Source organism: Eikenella corrodens (assembly GCF_900187105.1).
Classification (GTDB): domain Bacteria; phylum Pseudomonadota; class Gammaproteobacteria; order Burkholderiales; family Neisseriaceae; genus Eikenella; species Eikenella corrodens.
Genome location: NZ_LT906482.1, coordinates 1,022,983 through 1,039,351, shown reverse-complemented (window position 1 = coordinate 1,039,351; position 16,369 = coordinate 1,022,983). Strand labels below are relative to the sequence as shown.

Here is a 16,369-nt window from a genome sequence, read left to right as displayed (position 1 = left end):
AACACGGCCAATCCGGCATTTTCCTACTCAAATCGCTCGGTTCAACCCATTTGCTTCCGGCCATAAAAAAGGCTACCTGAAATTTCAGCTTCGCAGCAACGCGCAGAGCTCATTTTAACTGCGTTGAAGCTTATGCTTTCAGGTAGCCTTTTCGTATCTTCTGCCAAACGCTCTAGCGCGGATGACGCATGATGATGCGCAGGATGCTTTCGTCTAATTCTTCATCCGGCTTATCCAAGCCCACCGGCTTCACTTGGCCGTTGAAATGGCCATAGCTGCCCAAGAGCGGCTGATCGAAATAGCAGCCGTTTTTGGTGATGTCGCAAGGCAGGGCGCAAACGCTGTGTTTAAACAGATCGCATTGCGTGCCGCCGCTGCTGCGGCAGTTTTGGATAGCGGCATAGTCGGCATGCTGGGCATCTAGGCTAACAGCAGGAAAATGGGTGAGCCGGCCGTTTTTCTGCCCCACCGACATACCGAAACACATATTGCTAAACCGCTGCCACACGCCGCATTGATTGCCGGAAGCGCGTTGGCATTGGCGCAGCGCATCGGCTTTGGCGGCTTCTTCGGTGGGGTGGGCGGCGGATGGGTAGATGACTTCGGCGTTGTTTTCATTCATGGCAATGGCGCGCCACACGCGGGGCTTGGCCGGCGTGTTGGCTTGATTGGCTGCGCCACGGGTGGTTCTCGCCCTATCAGCGGCCTGCGGTCTGTTTTGCGGCTTGAGCTCTTCGCGGTATTCTTCACAGCCGTATTCTTTATCGGCATTGCCAAAAGCGGTATCGCGCACTGAAAGGATGGTGCCGTCTGGCTTAGTTACCACGATGCGGTATTCGTAGTCGTTGTAATGGCGGTAGTTTTGGTAATAATGCACATTGCCGGATTGGCCTACATAGGCCTGACGGATTTCGTAGAGATCAATACGCCAGGCATAGAGGTTGCGCACTTCATTATTTTTCACGCAGTTGCGGCGCACGATATCGGGCATGCGATGGGCGCGTTCGGCAACAAAATCGCTGATGTCTTTGCCGCGCCAGCGCAGGGTGTCGGTCGGGCGGATGGTGGTGGCGCAGCCGGCCAGCAATAAAACAGCCGCCCAAGGCAGCAACCGTTTCAGGGAAAAAGGTTGGGGGAACACAATACTCTCCGTTTAAGATTGAATGTTGGCACACTAAACCATGCGGCGCGCATGATACGGCAAGGCAGGCCGAAACCATAGCAAAAATTAAATAAATTTGCCGACAATTAAAACTTGCACCAAGCGGCATAAGGCTACCTGAAACGGATTTGCAGAAACCATCCCAACTTTCAGGTAGCCTCATTTGGCCGGGCAAGCAGGCATTCCGCCAGATCGAAACATATAGCGGATTCACTTTAAACCCATACGGCGTTGCCGCCTCGCTTTGTTTGAATTTCATCCACTATAATATTATCCGCTATATAATCCCGCCCGTTTAATCACATTTCAGGAGAATCCCATGTCTACTTCACGCTTGCTTGCTGCTGCCGTATCCGCCGCCCTGCTGCTGGGCGGCTGCGCCAACAGCTCCGCCCTGCAATACACCACTTCCCAAGCGCAAAATACCGCCCGGGTATATTACGGCGAAGTGCTGTCAGTAACGCCCACCACCATCCGCGGCGAAGACAACGCGCTGCTTACCACCGCCGGCTCGCTGCTCGGCGGCATCGGCGGCAGCAATTTCGGCAAAGGCCGGGGCGAGGCAGTGAGCGCGATTTTGGGCGCGGTGGTGGGCGGTTTGGGTACCCAGTCGCTCACCCGCGGGCTCGACAGCCAACGCGGCTATGAAATCGTAGTTCAGCTCGAAGGCTCGCGCGATGCGATTTCCGTGGTGCAGAAAGACGACATCCAATTCCAGCCCGGCCAGCGCGTACGCGTGCTGCAAGGTGCCAACGGCGTCACCCGCGTGCTGCCGGCGGGGCAATATTCAACTTACTGAGGCTGTTTGGCCGGTGTGGCTGCGCCGGCCGGCTGCATCATTGGCAATAAAAAGGCTACCTGAAACTTTCAGGTAGCCTTTCGTTTGGGCAGATGCCTTATTTCTGGTTGGCTTCCAGCGCTTGCTGCAAATCCTCTTTCGGCATATAGCCGGGCACTATTTTACCGTTGGGGAACACCATGGTGGGGGTGCCGTTGAAGCCGTAGCGGTTGCCCAGCGCCATGGTTTCTTTCACCGGGTTTTCACAGCCGGCAGATTCGGGCGGCACGGTGCCTTTGCGCATCCACTCGGTCCAGGCGGCAGTGCGGTTCGGGCTGCACCAAATGCGCACGGCTTTGGCTTCGGCGGATGGGTGCAGGCTGGGGATGGGCATCATGAAGTTGTAGATGGTGATGTCGGTCATCTGCTCGAATTCTTTTTCCAAACGGCGGCAGAAGGGACAATCGGGGTCGGAGAACACGGCCACTTTCAGTCTGCCGTTGCCGCGCACTTCTTTAATCGCGGAATCGAGCGGCAGGGTGGAGAAATCGATGCGGTTGAGCTCTTCGCGGCGGGTTTCGGAAAGGTTGCTGCGTTTGTTCACATCAATCAAATCGCCGGTAAACATATGGTTGCCGTCGGCAGTCATGTACACCAGCTGGTTGCCGGAAAGGAACACTTCATACAGGCCGCTGACGGGAGCGGGGGTAACGCTCAACACTTCCAGGCCTTGGTCGCCGTAGGTTTGGGTGAGCTTATTGCGGATAACGGCTTCAGGGCTGCCGGCAGGCGCGGAGGCGGCCGAAGCGGCAGCCCCGGAGGCGTTTTGCTGCGCGGCGGGCTGGGCGTTGCAGGCGGCCAGAGGCAGCAACGCGGCCAGCAAAATGGCGGAGAGGGTGTGGTGCTTCATTCGTTTGTTCTCATTAGGTGGTTGTTAAAACAGGGGCGCATTATACCGAAATCCGGGCGGGCGGGCTTTTGTGGCATGTAAATGTAATTTATTGCCCGGATTGGCTTTCAGGTAGCCTTTGAAAGGCTACCTGAAAGTTGTTTGGGCGGCAGCAATGTATTTTTCAGCCTAACAGCCCAGGCCAACGCGCCAGCACGCGCTCTACGGCATCGGGTTGTCGCAGCAACTCACCCTGCCATTGCTCGGCAGCCTGTCGCCATGGAGGCAGCTGTTGCAGCAGCTGCCTCCAGCTTTCGGCACGGGCGGCGGGCGTGAGCGTGGCGGCGTGGTTCAGGTCGTCGGAAAGGGCTTGGTGAGCGGCGGGCAGCGGGGCGGACGCGGCGGCTTTATGCCAGAAGGCGTGCAGCTTGGGCAGGTGTGCTTGCTCGGCTTGCGGATAGATGTGCCACAGCAGGGGTTTGCCGGCGAGCTGGGCGCGCACGAAGCTGTCTTCGCCGCGCACGATGGCCATATCGGCCAGCCACAGCACGGCGTCAAATTCGGCCTGCGGCACAAAGCCGATGCAGATCAGCCGCACCGCGCCGGCCTGCCACACGCTGCCGGGCTCGCGCAGGGCATGTTCGGGAAGCGCGCCGGCTTGGCGCAGGCTGTGGATAATTTGCCGGTCGGCCAACCATACGTCTAAGGCTTCGCCTGCCGCTTGCCAGGCGGCGAGCCAATCGGCCCATTGTGCGCCGGCATAGCCGAAGCAGAAACATTGCACGGCGCGGCGCGGGGTTTCAGGTAGCCCCAAGCGGCGGCGCAAGGCGGCTTGGGCGGCGGGGTTGGCGAGAAAGGCCTGCTGTTTTTTCAGGTAGCCTGTTTCGCGCAGGAGGCCGCCGCTGGTTTCGCTAAAACCCATCAGCCAGAAATATTTTTCCGTGCCGTCGGCTTGCAGTGAAGGCTTGCCGTGCATGGCTTCCGCCCAAGGCTCGGCGCTGAGGTATTCCCAATTGAGCCACAGCGGGCGGTGTGTACGGACGGCGGCCAGCGCGGCGGGGGGCAAATCGCAGCCGAAGGTTTCAATTACCAAGGCGGGCGCAACTGCGGCCAATTCGGCCGCGATGCTTTCGACCGCATCGCCCTGCCAATGGTGCGCCCGAATCGCAGCAGGCGGCGGGGCATCGCCGAGCAGTTTGGCCAGCGCGGCGGGATGGTCGTGCCAAAGGGCTACCTGAAAACCGGCTTCGTTCAACCGGCGTGCCAGCCGCAAGGAAACGCCGATGTCGCCGTAGTTGTCGATCACGCGGCAAAATAACCAGGCGGTGGGCGGAGTGTCGGTATGTTTGGGTGGAAAAAACGGGTTGGATGGCACGATAAATCTTTCGCTGGGCAAATCTTCAGACAGGACGGTAATTTACGTTAGCTACGCGCTCTGTCAAGCGTTTTGGCGGAAATTTTTTTGGTTTTCCCACAAGGGGTAAGGAAGCCGCTTTCGGATTGGCATAAAGGCTCAAATCTGCCGCTTGACAAGATTCGCTTTCATTTAAAATATTGATATTTATATACTTTTAAAAAATTGGCCATTTTTTACGCAACCTAAGCCAAGGCCTGATTTATCAGGAAATCTTACGCTTCCCACAGGGTTTTCCACAAAGTTTTCCACAGCTTTTGTGGGTAAGGGATAAAGCTGCAATAGCCGCGTTTTTTTGGCAGATTATTGCCTGCGGCAGATGGGCGGACAGCTCGGAGGCGATGCTGTTCCCGCATGAGCAGCCGACCAAGTTTCAGGTAGCCCTCCGCATTGCTGCACCACCCAATGACGACGGCAAAAATGGCCTGTTGGGCAGGGAAAAGCGTTTCCAAGCTTGCGGGAGCTGGAGGCTACCTGAAAATGCCGCCTCAATGGTAATCATCATTTTTAGCTTGGCTAGAAACTGCATCCAGGCCGACGCTTTCAGGTAGCCTTTTACCGCGCCGCCGTTTCGGCTACCATAGCCGCCGTTTTATTGGTTTAAAGAAGCAATCATGACTTTCCAACAATGGCTCGATACCTGCCGACTGCCCCGCCTGGAAGCGCGGCTGCTGGTGGAAGCCGTGTGCCGCATCACTCATGTGCGGCTCATCAGCCGCAGCGGCGACGAATTGCCGCAGCCGCAACGTGCCGTACTCGACATGCTGGCCGCGCGCCGCCGCCGTGGTGAGCCGATGGCTTATTTGCTCGGCAGCCGAGAGTTTTACGGCAGAAGCTTCCGCGTGTCGCCCGCGGTGCTGATTCCGCGCCCCGAAACCGAGCTTTTGGTGGAAGCTGCGCTTGCACGCCTGCCCCCGGGCGGGCGGCTATGGGATTTGGGTTGTGGCAGCGGCATTATCGGCCTTACCGTGGCGCTGGAGCGTCCCGATGCCGCCGTGCGCGCTTCCGACATCAGCCCCGATGCGCTGGCCGTGGCGCAAGCCAATGCCGCCGCGCTGGGCGCAAGCATCGAATGGGCGCAAGGCTCATGGTTTGCGGCTCTGCCCGCGGCAGAAGGCCTGTTTGACATCATCGCCAGCAATCCGCCCTACATCGAAGCCGGAGACGGGCATTTGCAGCAAGGCGACCTGCGCTTCGAGCCCGCCGCCGCGCTCACCGATTTTGCCGACGGCCTCAGCCATATCCGCACCCTCGCCGCCCAAGCCCAAGGCTACCTGAAACCCGGCGGCTGGCTATTGCTGGAACACGGCTGGAACCAAGGCGAGGCCGTGCGCGGCATGTTGGCCGAACACGGCTGGCAGCAGGAGGAAACCCTGCGCGACTTGGCCGGGCTGGATAGGGTGAGTATCGGGCGGAAGGCGGTATAGTCAACACCTTTACTGCCTTGGCTTGCCCGTGGCATGAGCAGTGTTCCGCCATACACGGCGATAAGCGGCTTTATTTTGTCGGCACACTCAAAAGGCTACCTGAAAACCGGTTTGCAGTTTTCAGGTAGCCTTTGTTTCGCCCGATGGATTAGTTCGGGATATATTGCAGCGGGTCTACCGGCTGGCCGTTTTTGCGCAGCTCGAAGTGCAGCTGCACGCGCTGGCTGTCGCTGTTGCCCATGGTGGCAATGCTTTGGCCGCGCCGCACGGTTTGGCCTTCGCGCACGAGCAGGCGCTGGTTGTGGCCGTAGGCGGTGAGGTAGGTTTGGTTGTGCTGCACGATGATGAGGTTGCCGTAGCCGCGCAGGCCGGAACCGCTGTACACCACTTTGCCGTCGGCAGCGGCCACGACGGGCTGGCCGGCAGTGCCGCCGATGTTGATGCCTTTTTCACTGCCGCCGAAGCGGGTGAGGATGTTGCCGGCGGTGGGGCGCTGCCAGGTGATGCCGGCGGCGCTGCGGGTGCTGCCGGATACGGAAGGCGTGGCGGCTGGAGTGGCAGCGGTGTTAGCCGACGGGGCGGGAGTGGGCGCCGGCGCAGGGGTGGTGCGCGGCGGGGTTTGCGCGGTGGCGGGCGGGGTGTAGCCGGCGGGCTTCACGCGCAATACTTGGCCGACGCTGATGTTGTTGTCGGACAGATTGTTCCAAGCGCGCAGATTGTCTTGGCTGATGCGGTAGCGCAGGGCGATGTTATACACGGTGTCGCCGCGCACCACGGTGTGCTGGGCGGCGTTCACGTCCACCGGGGCATAAGACGGGGTGTAGCCGCTGCCGCCGGCAGGAGCGGCGCTGGCTGCGGGCGGGGTATAGGGAGCGGGCGCAGCAGCCGGCGGGGTGTAGGGGGTGGTATTAGCGGCTTGGGTGGCGGCAGGCGGGCTGTAGGGCTGCGCGCCGTAGGGATTGTTGTCGGCCGCGGCGGTGTTGCCGCCGTAGCCGGCACCGTTGCCAGACACCACCGGGGCGGGGGGCTGGGTGAGGGCGCAAGCGCCGAGGAAAATGGTGAGGATGAGGGGAAGAGTGCGGAAGGTAAACAATTGATTCATGGGATGCGGGCTTTCTGTGCACGGGAACAGCGCAATCATAAGCAATCCGTGCGGTTTCATGCAAGGTTGGGCGGCGTTTATCGCGGTTAAGTTCCGTTAATCAGCGGTACAAAGCGGGCTTCGTGCACGCAGGTTTCGTGGAAACCGTGGGCGGTTTTTTCGATGAGCCACAGGTATTGCTGCCCGCCTTCGTCCAGCGGGATCACCATGCGGCCGCCCACGGCGAGCTGTTGCAGCAGGGGCAGCGGTACTTCGGCAGGCGCGGCGGTCACGATGATGCCCCGGAAGGGAGCGACTTCGGGCAGGCCGAGATAGCCGTCGCCGCACACCAGCCGCGTGCCGCCGAGCAAACGGGCGGTGCGCAGGTTGTGTTTGGCTTTTTCGTGCAGCGCCTGCAGCCGCTCCACCGAATAAATCTGCTCGAGCCCCACAGCTTGCAGCACGGCAGTTTGGTAGCCGCAGCCGGTACCGATTTCCAGCACCGGGCCGAAATTTTCTGTTGTTTCGTTGCCAAGCATGAGCTGGGTCATCACGGCCACGGTGTAGGGCTGGGAGATGGTTTGCCCCAGCCCCAAGGGCAGCGACATATCGTCATAGGCGCGCGAGCGCAGGGCTTCTTCCACAAACACATGGCGCGGCACGTTGCCCATGGCGGCGAGCACGTCGGCGCTGCTGATGCCCATTTTAGCCAGCCGCTGCACCATATTGCGCCGCCGCCAATCGAAGCTGTCGCTGGTGTGTGCTGCGTTCATAGTGCGGTATCCTGCCAAAATTGCGCCACGCTGCCTAAACCCGCGTGGTCGGTTAAATCCACGGAGAGCGGGGTAACCGTAATTATGCCGGCTTCGTTTTGTACGAAATCGGTGTCTTCTTCGCGGCCGAGCACTTCGCCGGCCGCACCGATCCAATACACATTCTCGCCGCGCGGGCTGCGGGCGGCCACCACGCTTTGCTGATGATGACGCCGCCCCAGGCGCACGGTGGTGATGCCTTGGATTTGGTTTTCCGGTACCGCCGGGATGTTGACATTCCACAGCACTGGCGCGGCGGGCTTAGGCGCGGCAAACAGATGGGTGAGCAACTGCCACACGGCCTGTTCGGCGGTATGCCAATAGCGGCCGCTTTTGTCGTTGAGCGAAAAAGCAATCGCAGGGATGCCGAGCAGATAGGCTTCGGTGGCGGCGGCTACGGTGCCGGAGTAGAGAGTGTCGTCGCCCATATTGGCGCCGTGGTTGATGCCGGAAAACACCCAGTCGGGCTGGAAATCGGGCAGGCTGTGCAGGGCGAGGTGGATGCAGTCGGTGGGCGTGCCATCGACAAAATAGAAGCCGTTGGCGGCTTCCTGAATGCGCAGCGGGCGGTCGAGCGTGAGCGAATTGCTGGCGCCGCTGCGGTTGCGCTCGGGGGCGACCACGCGCACGTTGGCAAATTCGGCGGCCACCCGGGCGAGGATGGCGAGGCCTTCGGCTTGGTAGCCGTCGTCGTTGCTGATGAGGATATTCATGGTTGGCTTGGGGCTGCCTGAAAACGGGTGGTTTGGGGTTTCAGGTAGCCTGCAAACGGGGCGGCAGGCTACCTGAAACTCGGGGGGATTCGGGCTTTGTTGAAACGGCCGCTTTGGCTACACAAAATCTAAGCTCGGCATTGCCAAGGCATTGCTTTCAGGTAGCCTTTGGTGTTTACAAAACGGTATTGGCCGGTTCGTAGTCGATAACGTCGCGGATTTTGTTTTGCGCGTCCACCAGCACCACTTTCGGCCGGTGTGCGGCGATTTCCGGCTCGGAGAGCAAAACATACGACATGATGATCACCACGTCGCCCGGCTGCACCAGCCGCGCCGCCGCGCCGTTGAGGCAGATTTCGCCGCTGCCGCGCTCGCCGGCAATAGTGTAGGTTTCCAGCCGCTCGCCGTTGTTGTTGTTCACAATCTGCACTTTCTCGTTTACGCAGATGCCAGCCGCATCAAGCAGATCCAAATCCACGGTGATGCTGCCTACATAGTTTAAATCGGCGCGGGTAACGGTGGCGCGGTGGATCTTGCCGCCCAGCAAAGTTCGGAACATTTCGGGAATCCTGGAAAAAAGCGGTATTTTATCGCAAGCGGTGCACGGGCTGAAGGCTGCCGGTTATTTTCAGGTAGCCTTTTCCACCCGTGCCGGTTTGCCGGGCATTTCTGCCCGGCCTGCAAGTTTCAGGTAGCCTTATTCTGCTCCGCAGCCGCAGGGCATGGAAGCAGAAGCTTGCAGGCTGAGCTGTTTGCGCTGCAACGCTTTTTCATGGCGGCAGCGCTGTCGTTCGCCGGTGATTTGCAGCGGCGGCACGGGCACGGGCTTGCCGTTTTCCATGGCCACCATGGTGAAATAGCAGCTGTTGGTGTGGCGCACCTGACCGGTGCGGATGTTTTGCGCTTCCACGCGGATGCCGATTTCCATGGAGGTGCGGCCGGTATAGTTGACGCTGGCGTAGAACGTAACCAGCTCGCCCACGTGAATCGGCTCTTTAAACAATACTTTGTCCACAGACAGGGTAACGCAGTAGTGCCCGCTGTAGCGGCTGGCGCAGGAATAGGCCACCTGGTCGAGCAGGCGCAAAAGCTCGCCGCCGTGCACATTGCCGCTGAAATTGGCGGCGTTGGGCATCATCAGTTCAGACATTACCAGTTCGTGCGCAGGCAGCTGGCGGGTGTGGGATTCGGTCATAGTATTCCTCGGTGCGTGAGATAAAAGAATTATTTTATGCTATTAATACAGCATGGCTTGATTAAACTTGTTTATGGTGTGATTTCTGCATGCCCCGCCAGCCGTTGGCCACCAAAAGCAGCAGCCCCGCCCAAATCAGGCCGTAGGTGATGTAGGCTGAAGGCTGTACCGGCGTTTTCAACACCAACACTGCCAGCAAAAACAGCAAAGCCGGCTCCACATAGCTGAGCATGCCGAACAAATTAACCGGCAGCAGCAGCCCCGATTTCATGTTCAGCGACATCGACACCGCGCTCAAGCCGCCCAATAGCGGCAACAGCAGCCAATAGCGCGGCTCGCCCAGCACCCAGGCAGTCATATCGGCATGCCACAGCAGGTAGGCCAGCGCAAAGGGCAGAATCAGGGTTAAATCCAGCGTCAACCCCTGCAAGGCCGGGATTTTCATTTGGCGCCGCGTGGTGTAATACACGGGGAAAACCAGGCACACCCACAGCGTGGTCCACGAAAAAGCCTGCTGTGTCCATATTTCGTGCGCCACCCCCAAGCCTGCCAACACCAGCGCCGCGGTTTGCAGGCCGTTGAGCCTCTCCTTGAGCCAAAACCGCCCCACCAACACCATCACTACCGGAAACAGGAAATAGCCCATCGCCACGTTCACGCCCTCGTTGTTGACCGGCGCCCACATAAACAGCCAAAACTGGCTGGCCGCATCCAGCGTACCCAGCAAAAACAGCAGCCAGCGGCGCGGGCTGGTGAGAAACTGTTGCACAAACCGCGGCATTGCTGCCAAGCCGAGCGTCCACGCCATCATCAGCCACAGCCCCGCCGCCGTCATCACCATACGCAGCGCAAACACATCCGTACCGCTAATCGGCTGCATCCAATGGCTAAACAGATACAGCACGCTAAACAGCAGCTGCGACAGCAGGCACAACACCACGCCTTTGCTCAAGTCCGGCACAAACACCCCGGGGAATGAATACACAGAAGGTTTTGATTATATAATGAATTAACACTATTCGATACTAATCGGGCAGCGGCTGGCTCACGGTGTGGCAAAAGTGAAATCGAACCGCCCTATCGGCTTACCACATACGATGCAGAGTTTCAGGTAGCCTCAGGCAAAGCAGGAAAGGCTACCTGAAAAAATGGCGGTATATTTTTCAGGTAGCCTTGATAAACCATCCCACCGCTCCATATAATCTTAAACGGCAGGCCGAATGCCGTTACTCTTAACCTAATCAGGAGATTAAACATGAGTAAAGATTTTGACCAGCAGAAAGAAGAACTCTTGCAAGAAGTGCGCGCCGTGCTCGACGACGTGGAAGAGCTGTACCACAGCGGCGTTGAAGAAGGCAGCAAAGAAGCCGAGCAGCTGCGTGGCAAGCTGCAGCGCAAATTGCAGGCTGCCCAGCGCAAATTGGGCGACTTTGAAGAAGTGGCTGCCGAGCGCGTGAAACACACCGCCCGCCAGGCCGACCAACTGGTGCAAGACAAACCCTACTACGCCATGGGCTTCGCCGCCCTCGCCGGCTTGGTCGTGGGCGTGCTGCTTAACCGCCGTTAATACTTGCCACCCAGCCGCCCGCCCCGCCCTGTGCAGGCGGGCGTTTTATAGTGAATTAACAAAAACCAGTACAGCGTTGGCTCGCCTTGCCGTACTATTTGTACTGTCTGCGGCTCGCCGCCTTGTCCTGATTTAAATTTAATCCACTATATCGTTTCGCCAAATAGGCAGGGCATAGCGTTGCCCGCCTATTTGGCACCTCTATCCCCATCCCACCGGGAGCGCCGCATGAGTCTCAAACACAACATCAACCACATCCGCTTCCTCATCAACCAAGGCGCGGACCTCTTGCTGCTGCGCCTGCAAATCCTCGGTATCGACCTTTCCGGGCAAGCCACAGGCTTCATCAAAATCACCGCCGCTCTGCTCGCCGGCAGCGTGTTGCTGCTCGCCGCTCTGGTCAGCCTTTTCTTCGGCCTCGATGCCGTCCTAGCCGTAAACATCAAAATTTGGGTGTTTTTCGGCCTGCCCGTGTTGCTCCTGCTCATTGCCTGGCTCCTGCTTGCACGCGCCCTGTCCGGCTGGCGGCAGGCCGGCGTGCAGGTAGCCTCCACCCTCGCCGACATGCGCCGCGACCTCGACACCCTGCGCGGCCATACTTCCGGCATAAACACCCAGCCTGCCGACACCGCGCCGGAGCAGCCAGAATGAATCCCCAGTCTCAGCAGCCGCTCAGCAAAGCGCAGCAGCGCGAACTTCTCGCCCTGCAGGCCGAACTCGCCCGCCTGAAAATCCGTAGCGAAAACCTGCGCCAACAAGGCCGAAACCGCGCCGGCAAACCCATCGATTGGCTCAAGCTGGCCGACAGCCTGCCCGTGGCCATGCTGCTGTGGCAGGCCGCCGTCCTGCCCGCCCCCAAACAACGCCAACTGCTGCCCAAATTCGGCCGCCTGCTGTGGCGCTGGTGGAGTAGTGAGCCGGAGAAAGGGAAAAAAGGAAAATAAATAGCTGGTCTGGTGGTAAAGGCTACCTGAAAGCATTTTGAAGCACTTTCAGGTAGCCTTTAACGTAAATCAAATCTGCCAACAGCAATGCTGCCCGCAGCCAGCTTCACGTCATCTGCCGGCGTGCCAGCAGCTTCGGCATTGCCACCGAAGCCGCCGTGGCGGCAATCACCAGCAAAATGCCCAGCCACGACAGCGCGGAAACACGCTCGCCCAATACCAGCACCGCCAGCAGCGTGCCAAACACCGGCTCGGAGGCGATGAGCATGCCGGAGAAGTTGGCCGACACGCTGGTCATGCCTTTGTTCCACAGTGTATAGGAAAGCCAGCTGCAACACACGCCCAAATAAAGCAGCCCCAGCGCGCCGGGCCAGTTCCATTCGATACGCAGTCTGTCGGCAAAGGCCAGACTCACCGGCAGGCACAACAACGGCGCCACGGCCATGGAAAGCGAGGTGAAGGCAGGCGCGCCAATTTCGGCAATCATCCGCTGCGTGGGGCGCATGGTGGTGCAAAACACCGCACCGCCACCGAACACCATCAGGCAGCCGAACAGGCTGATGTCGCCTTCCCCGCCGCTGCCGGCAATCAGGAGCGCCACCCCGGCAAAGGCCGCCAGCCCGCACAACCAGTGATACCAGCGGGCAAAGTCGCGGAAAAAGAAGTGGCCGATAAACACCATCAACAGCGGCTCAAGCCCGACAATGGTGGAAGCGCTGGTGGCAGAGGTGTATTTCAGCCCCACAAATTGCATGGCGAGCACCACCACATAGTTTAAAAACGTTAGCCACAGCAGCGGCCGCCAATGCCGTTTTTCCAAACTGCGCCCGAAGCGCAAAGCCGCAGGCAGCACCAGCAGCGAGGCCAGCAACAGGCGGCACAGCAACATCAGGAGCGGATCGGTCATGGTGTAGGTGTATTTGGCTGCAATGAAGGCGCTGCTCCACAAAATGAGCGCGATGATTTGGTAAAGCACGGTGTTTCCTTAGCCGAAGCGCGGCAGGCGAAAAAAGGCGGCAGTTTACTCCGCACCAAACGGCGGGGCAATGAATGGTAGAGCAGAGCAGAGCCAAGACAGCCATGCCCAAACGGCTACGATCCGCAGGCCGAAGGCGTAATGGCTAACAAACCTATACTGTCTGTATCCTTGTACTCAGACGATAAATCGTGGCAATCCAATCCGCGCACGGCTGGCAGAAAACAATACTTTAAATCAACCCCGCCTGCTTCAGCTCGTTCTTCAAATAAGCGTAATACACCGGCGAAGTGATGATGCCGCTGATGCCGAAGATTCGCTCGAACACCACCATCACCAGCAACAATTCCCACGCGCTCGATTCAATTTGCGAGCCGATGATTTTGGCGTTGAGGAAATATTCCAGCTTGTGCACCACCACTAAAAACACCAGCGAAGCCGCGGCCACATAGAGCGACGCGCCCAGGCTGAGGATGATGATGACCGTGTTCGACACCAGATTGCCGGCCACCGGCACCAGCCCTACCACAAATGCAATCACCAGCACGGTGAGCCGGAAAGGCAGCTCCACGCCGAAGGCGGGCAGGATCAGATACAGATAAACGGCGGTAACGGCGGTATCGATTAGAGAGATTTTCACCTGGGCGATAAACACGCGCTCAAAGCTGGTTTGGAAGTTGGTAATGCGCCGCACCAGCTGGACTTTGAACGGCGGCATCTGATGGCGGCTGCGGCGGGTGTTGAGACGGTGGAAGCTGAGCAGCGCGCCGATAATCACGCCGATGAGCACATACACAAAGGAAGTGAAGCTGTTTTTGCTGATGCGGGTGAGCGTGGCGCCGTATTCGGTAAGCAGTTCGGCAGCAGCGGCTTTAATCTCGGCCAGATTTTCGGGCAGCATATTCAAAATGGCCGGCGGCAGCTCGCCGTTATTTTTGGTGTTGGCCAGAATGGCGGCGAGCTTGGCCAGCATCACCGTGATGTGCCCGCTGTGAATCAGGCGGTACACGCCCAGCGCCATCAAGGTGATGGCCAAGAGCACCAGGCTGATGGTGAACGTGGCGGAAACGAGGTTGATGTTGCGCACATTGAGCGAGCGGTGCAGGAAGGTGTTGTGCGGCAGCAGGCGGTGGCGCATCCACAAAATCAGGCCGTTGGTGCGGTTGATGAAAATGTAGGTAAGGATGATGGAGAGCAGCAGCGGTAAGAAGCGGAAATACAGGATAACCAGCAGCGCGGCGGCCATCAGAATATAGGAAGCGGTGCGGAATTTGGTGGTTTCGGTGTGCATGATGTGGCGGTGTGTAAAAGGGTGGGGCTACCTGAAAAGCGGGGATTGGGTTTCAGGTAGCCTTTCTCGGGATGGGGTTAGTCGGTAGTGTTATCGCCATCGGTATCGGTATCGGTATCGGCATCAGCATGGCGGGCAGATGGGGGAAGTATATTGTAAAGCAACAGTTCGTGCGGCACGGTGGTTTGGTCGCTGCCGGAAAAAGCAAGCTGGTTGTCGCTGTAACCCTTTTCTATGCCAAAGGTGGCAACAAGTTTACGGCCGGAGAGCTGCGGAATAATGTCGTTAAATGTAAATTCCACCGTGTTGCCTTGTTGGGCGGCAGATTTCAGGAATGGGAAGTGTTCCGTGGCCGGCAAAGATAATTTGATTTGGCCAGGCTTGGCGGCATCGGCGCCATCTAGGTTTGTATGCTCATGAATATGTTTGAACAGCCCGGCCAGACGGCCTCTAATAATATAGTTGATGCAGGCTTGGTCGGCAGTGCTGAGAAGCTCGGCATAGGCTGGGTCGTTTGTGTCTGCTCCGGCAGCCTGCAAATTGGCGCGAATGCCGAAACGGCAGCGTTCAGCGATATATTGGTCGCCGGGGTGGGCTTTATCGAATTCCTCTTGTCGTTGGGAGGATAATTCCATTCGGCGGGAAAACTCCTCAAAACTGTATCCCAAACCAGATTGAGGGCTGGCATGGGCGGGGCGGTTGGCGCGAGGCCGATGATGCGGTGCGGCTTGAACGGTTAAGGGCGTAGCAGCCAGCAAAGAAGCCAGTAAAACAATATATCGGTATTGCATGATTTGTTCCTGAATTAAGTTAGGAAGAGGCTACCTGAAAATATGGCTATTGTTGTTTTCAGGTAGCCTTTGGGCGGGCGGGTCGGATTCGGGAATCCGTCCCACAGTTGCTGCCTGCAAGCGTGAGTTTCAACGAGGTTAAAACCACGTGCGTGTGTTTTGTATCCACCCTACCCATGCAGGCTACGCTTGCTCACAATTCATCAGCGTAATTATTCTTAATAAATTCAATACACTCTTTCAATTTCTTTATAACAATTTCGGTTGGCATTACCACTACGATTTCATCAGTTAATAGGCTGTCTATTTTTGTCATCTCTTTGCCGACAATGACACCAAAGTGCTCTCGATACTGCTCAACTTCGCTGCCATTAGGCACTTCTTCCAATATTTCCTTCAATAGGGTTTCAGACATTTCTAACAAATGCTTAACCCCCATTCCACCATCATCCATTAAGAAATTTGCTAACCAGCCAAAGTTCTCATACCCATTACTCTCATGAAAAAGTACTCCAAACTGATTGCTACCGTTTTGAAAGAAATCTTTTGTAAAAATTAAATTCATACTTAAGTCCATTAAGCTATTTTATAAGAGGGCAAACAGCAGGCGTAACCCGCATAGCGGTAGTCGCAAGTCGGACTATTGAATCCAACATTTGGACATAACGCCTGCTTCGTTGAATCTACGCTTTCAGGTAGCCTGAAAGGGGCTACCTGAAAACTGAAAACCGCGTGCGCTCCGCATACACTCTGCCAAGCGGGCTGCGCTTGCTGAGTGTCAAACGGATTAAGGCGGTTGAAGAAGCCCTCAAACTCTGGACGAGAAGCGCATTGGATGATGTGATGCCGGGTGATTTGTTTTTAGCGGCGCTCGCCAAAGTGTTCAAGCATTGCGCTTGAAGTGCGAATGCAAGGGCATCACAAATCGTTCAATAGCCTGCCTGATTTAAAGAGTGGTATTTGTCGCAACCATTTTGATCTCCACTATCACATACTTTGCCAAACCATTCCTTGCTAAGATGAAAATTTTGGCGTACGCCTTGTCCGTTGTCATACATCACACCCAAATTATATTGGGCTTCAGCAACTCCTTGTTCCGCCAACTGCAAGGTCTCCCGAAAATCCGATGCGTCATCCGCACAAACTGTCTGATTCAAACCCAAAGCCAGCAATGCGGCTACCAGTAATTTTGTCAAATGCTTCATCTTAATTCTCTTATGGTTTTTAAAACGCTAATGGATGGGCACGTTGTATGCGCTCAGAATCTTCATGCCGTGCCGTCTGAAAAACGGATTTCATTCCTATTGTTTCATGACGGCTATTTGTGTG

At 57.5% G+C, this 16,369-nt stretch carries 20 protein-coding genes; 6 read left to right on the top strand and 14 right to left on the bottom strand.

Annotation, left to right across the window (positions count from 1 at the left end; translation table 11 throughout):
* Nucleotides 1-172 precede the first annotated feature (172 nt).
* Nucleotides 173-1,141, bottom strand: a complete 969-nt coding sequence (locus tag CKV94_RS05205; RefSeq protein ID WP_035580868.1) for a DUF4189 domain-containing protein — start codon at nucleotides 1,139-1,141, stop codon at nucleotides 173-175.
* 340 nt (nucleotides 1,142-1,481) lie between these two features.
* Between CKV94_RS05205 and CKV94_RS05200 the strand changes: the two genes are divergently transcribed.
* Nucleotides 1,482-1,961, top strand: coding sequence for an outer membrane lipoprotein (locus tag CKV94_RS05200; RefSeq protein WP_003824545.1), 480 nt, complete (start codon nucleotides 1,482-1,484; stop codon nucleotides 1,959-1,961).
* A 97-nt stretch (nucleotides 1,962-2,058) separates the two neighbouring features.
* Here CKV94_RS05200 and CKV94_RS05195 read toward each other — a convergent pair whose 3' ends face one another.
* Together CKV94_RS05195 and earP are read right to left on the bottom strand one after the other, a co-directional pair.
* Nucleotides 2,059-2,850, bottom strand: coding sequence for a DsbC family protein (locus CKV94_RS05195; RefSeq protein WP_003824544.1), 792 nt, complete (start codon nucleotides 2,848-2,850; stop codon nucleotides 2,059-2,061).
* Between the two features lie 163 nt (nucleotides 2,851-3,013).
* On the bottom strand, nucleotides 3,014-4,204 hold the full coding sequence (earP, locus tag CKV94_RS05190) for an elongation factor P maturation arginine rhamnosyltransferase EarP (RefSeq protein ID WP_050754463.1): 1,191 nt from the start codon (nucleotides 4,202-4,204) through the stop codon (nucleotides 3,014-3,016).
* Between the two features lie 653 nt (nucleotides 4,205-4,857).
* Between earP and prmC the strand changes: the two genes are divergently transcribed.
* Complete coding sequence (gene prmC, locus CKV94_RS05180) at nucleotides 4,858-5,670, top strand: peptide chain release factor N(5)-glutamine methyltransferase (protein ID WP_003824541.1); 813 nt, start codon at nucleotides 4,858-4,860, stop codon at nucleotides 5,668-5,670.
* 148 nt (nucleotides 5,671-5,818) lie between these two features.
* Here prmC and CKV94_RS05175 read toward each other — a convergent pair whose 3' ends face one another.
* The 6 genes from CKV94_RS05175 to rarD form a co-directional block, all read right to left on the bottom strand.
* Nucleotides 5,819-6,772 carry a peptidoglycan DD-metalloendopeptidase family protein gene (locus tag CKV94_RS05175; RefSeq protein WP_050754462.1) on the bottom strand — a complete coding sequence of 318 codons (954 nt, stop codon included), beginning with the start codon at nucleotides 6,770-6,772 and terminating at the stop codon, nucleotides 5,819-5,821.
* Nucleotides 6,773-6,858: 86 nt separating this feature from the next.
* Nucleotides 6,859-7,524: a protein-L-isoaspartate(D-aspartate) O-methyltransferase gene (locus CKV94_RS05170; RefSeq protein WP_003824538.1), complete on the bottom strand. Its 666-nt coding sequence runs from the start codon at nucleotides 7,522-7,524 to the stop codon at nucleotides 6,859-6,861.
* A complete protein-coding gene (gene surE, locus CKV94_RS05165) occupies nucleotides 7,521-8,276 on the bottom strand; it encodes a 5'/3'-nucleotidase SurE (protein ID WP_003824537.1) in 756 nt (251 codons plus the stop codon). The genes CKV94_RS05170 and surE overlap by 4 nt, the downstream gene beginning before the upstream one ends.
* 175 nt (nucleotides 8,277-8,451) lie before the next feature.
* Nucleotides 8,452-8,835 carry an aspartate 1-decarboxylase gene (gene panD, locus CKV94_RS05160; protein ID WP_003824535.1) on the bottom strand — a complete coding sequence of 128 codons (384 nt, stop codon included), beginning with the start codon at nucleotides 8,833-8,835 and terminating at the stop codon, nucleotides 8,452-8,454.
* 138 nt (nucleotides 8,836-8,973) lie between these two features.
* Nucleotides 8,974-9,471, bottom strand: a complete 498-nt coding sequence (locus tag CKV94_RS05155) for an acyl-CoA thioesterase (protein ID WP_003824533.1) — start codon at nucleotides 9,469-9,471, stop codon at nucleotides 8,974-8,976.
* A 61-nt stretch (nucleotides 9,472-9,532) separates the two neighbouring features.
* A complete protein-coding gene (gene rarD, locus CKV94_RS05150) occupies nucleotides 9,533-10,432 on the bottom strand; it encodes an EamA family transporter RarD (protein WP_141744200.1) in 900 nt (299 codons plus the stop codon).
* Between the two features lie 294 nt (nucleotides 10,433-10,726).
* Here rarD and CKV94_RS05145 point away from each other — a divergent pair, with 294 nt between their 5' ends.
* The 3 genes from CKV94_RS05145 (at nucleotide 10,727) to CKV94_RS05130 (ending at nucleotide 11,982) form a co-directional block, all read left to right on the top strand.
* The gene (locus CKV94_RS05145; protein WP_003824529.1) at nucleotides 10,727-11,038 is read left to right on the top strand and encodes a DUF883 family protein; all 312 of its coding nucleotides are present in this window, start codon (nucleotides 10,727-10,729) and stop codon (nucleotides 11,036-11,038) included.
* A gap of 228 nt (nucleotides 11,039-11,266) precedes the next feature.
* On the top strand, nucleotides 11,267-11,689 hold the full coding sequence (locus CKV94_RS05135; protein WP_003824528.1) for a phage holin family protein: 423 nt from the start codon (nucleotides 11,267-11,269) through the stop codon (nucleotides 11,687-11,689).
* Complete coding sequence (locus CKV94_RS05130; protein ID WP_003824527.1) at nucleotides 11,686-11,982, top strand: hypothetical protein; 297 nt, start codon at nucleotides 11,686-11,688, stop codon at nucleotides 11,980-11,982. Before CKV94_RS05135 ends, CKV94_RS05130 begins: the two co-directional genes overlap by 4 nt.
* A 106-nt stretch (nucleotides 11,983-12,088) precedes the next feature.
* Here CKV94_RS05130 and CKV94_RS05125 read toward each other — a convergent pair whose 3' ends face one another.
* From CKV94_RS05125 to CKV94_RS05110, 4 genes are all read right to left on the bottom strand, one after another.
* The gene (locus CKV94_RS05125; protein WP_003824526.1) at nucleotides 12,089-12,958 is read right to left on the bottom strand and encodes a DMT family transporter; all 870 of its coding nucleotides are present in this window, start codon (nucleotides 12,956-12,958) and stop codon (nucleotides 12,089-12,091) included.
* A 232-nt stretch (nucleotides 12,959-13,190) separates the two neighbouring features.
* Nucleotides 13,191-14,249, bottom strand: a complete 1,059-nt coding sequence (locus CKV94_RS05120) for an AI-2E family transporter (protein ID WP_003824525.1) — start codon at nucleotides 14,247-14,249, stop codon at nucleotides 13,191-13,193.
* Nucleotides 14,250-14,326: 77 nt separating this feature from the next.
* Nucleotides 14,327-14,884, bottom strand: coding sequence for a hypothetical protein (locus CKV94_RS05115; RefSeq protein ID WP_003824523.1), 558 nt, complete (start codon nucleotides 14,882-14,884; stop codon nucleotides 14,327-14,329).
* A gap of 349 nt (nucleotides 14,885-15,233) precedes the next feature.
* Nucleotides 15,234-15,605, bottom strand: a complete 372-nt coding sequence (locus CKV94_RS05110) for a hypothetical protein (protein WP_155114523.1) — start codon at nucleotides 15,603-15,605, stop codon at nucleotides 15,234-15,236.
* Between the two features lie 167 nt (nucleotides 15,606-15,772).
* On the opposite strand from CKV94_RS05110, the gene CKV94_RS11140 reads away from it, so the two are divergent.
* Nucleotides 15,773-15,940, top strand: a complete 168-nt coding sequence (locus CKV94_RS11140; protein ID WP_153716800.1) for a hypothetical protein — start codon at nucleotides 15,773-15,775, stop codon at nucleotides 15,938-15,940.
* A 29-nt stretch (nucleotides 15,941-15,969) separates the two neighbouring features.
* Here the strand turns inward: CKV94_RS11140 and CKV94_RS05105 are convergent, their stop codons facing one another.
* Nucleotides 15,970-16,245, bottom strand: coding sequence for a tetratricopeptide repeat protein (locus CKV94_RS05105; RefSeq protein ID WP_003824520.1), 276 nt, complete (start codon nucleotides 16,243-16,245; stop codon nucleotides 15,970-15,972).
* Between the last annotated feature and the right edge of the window lie 124 nt (nucleotides 16,246-16,369).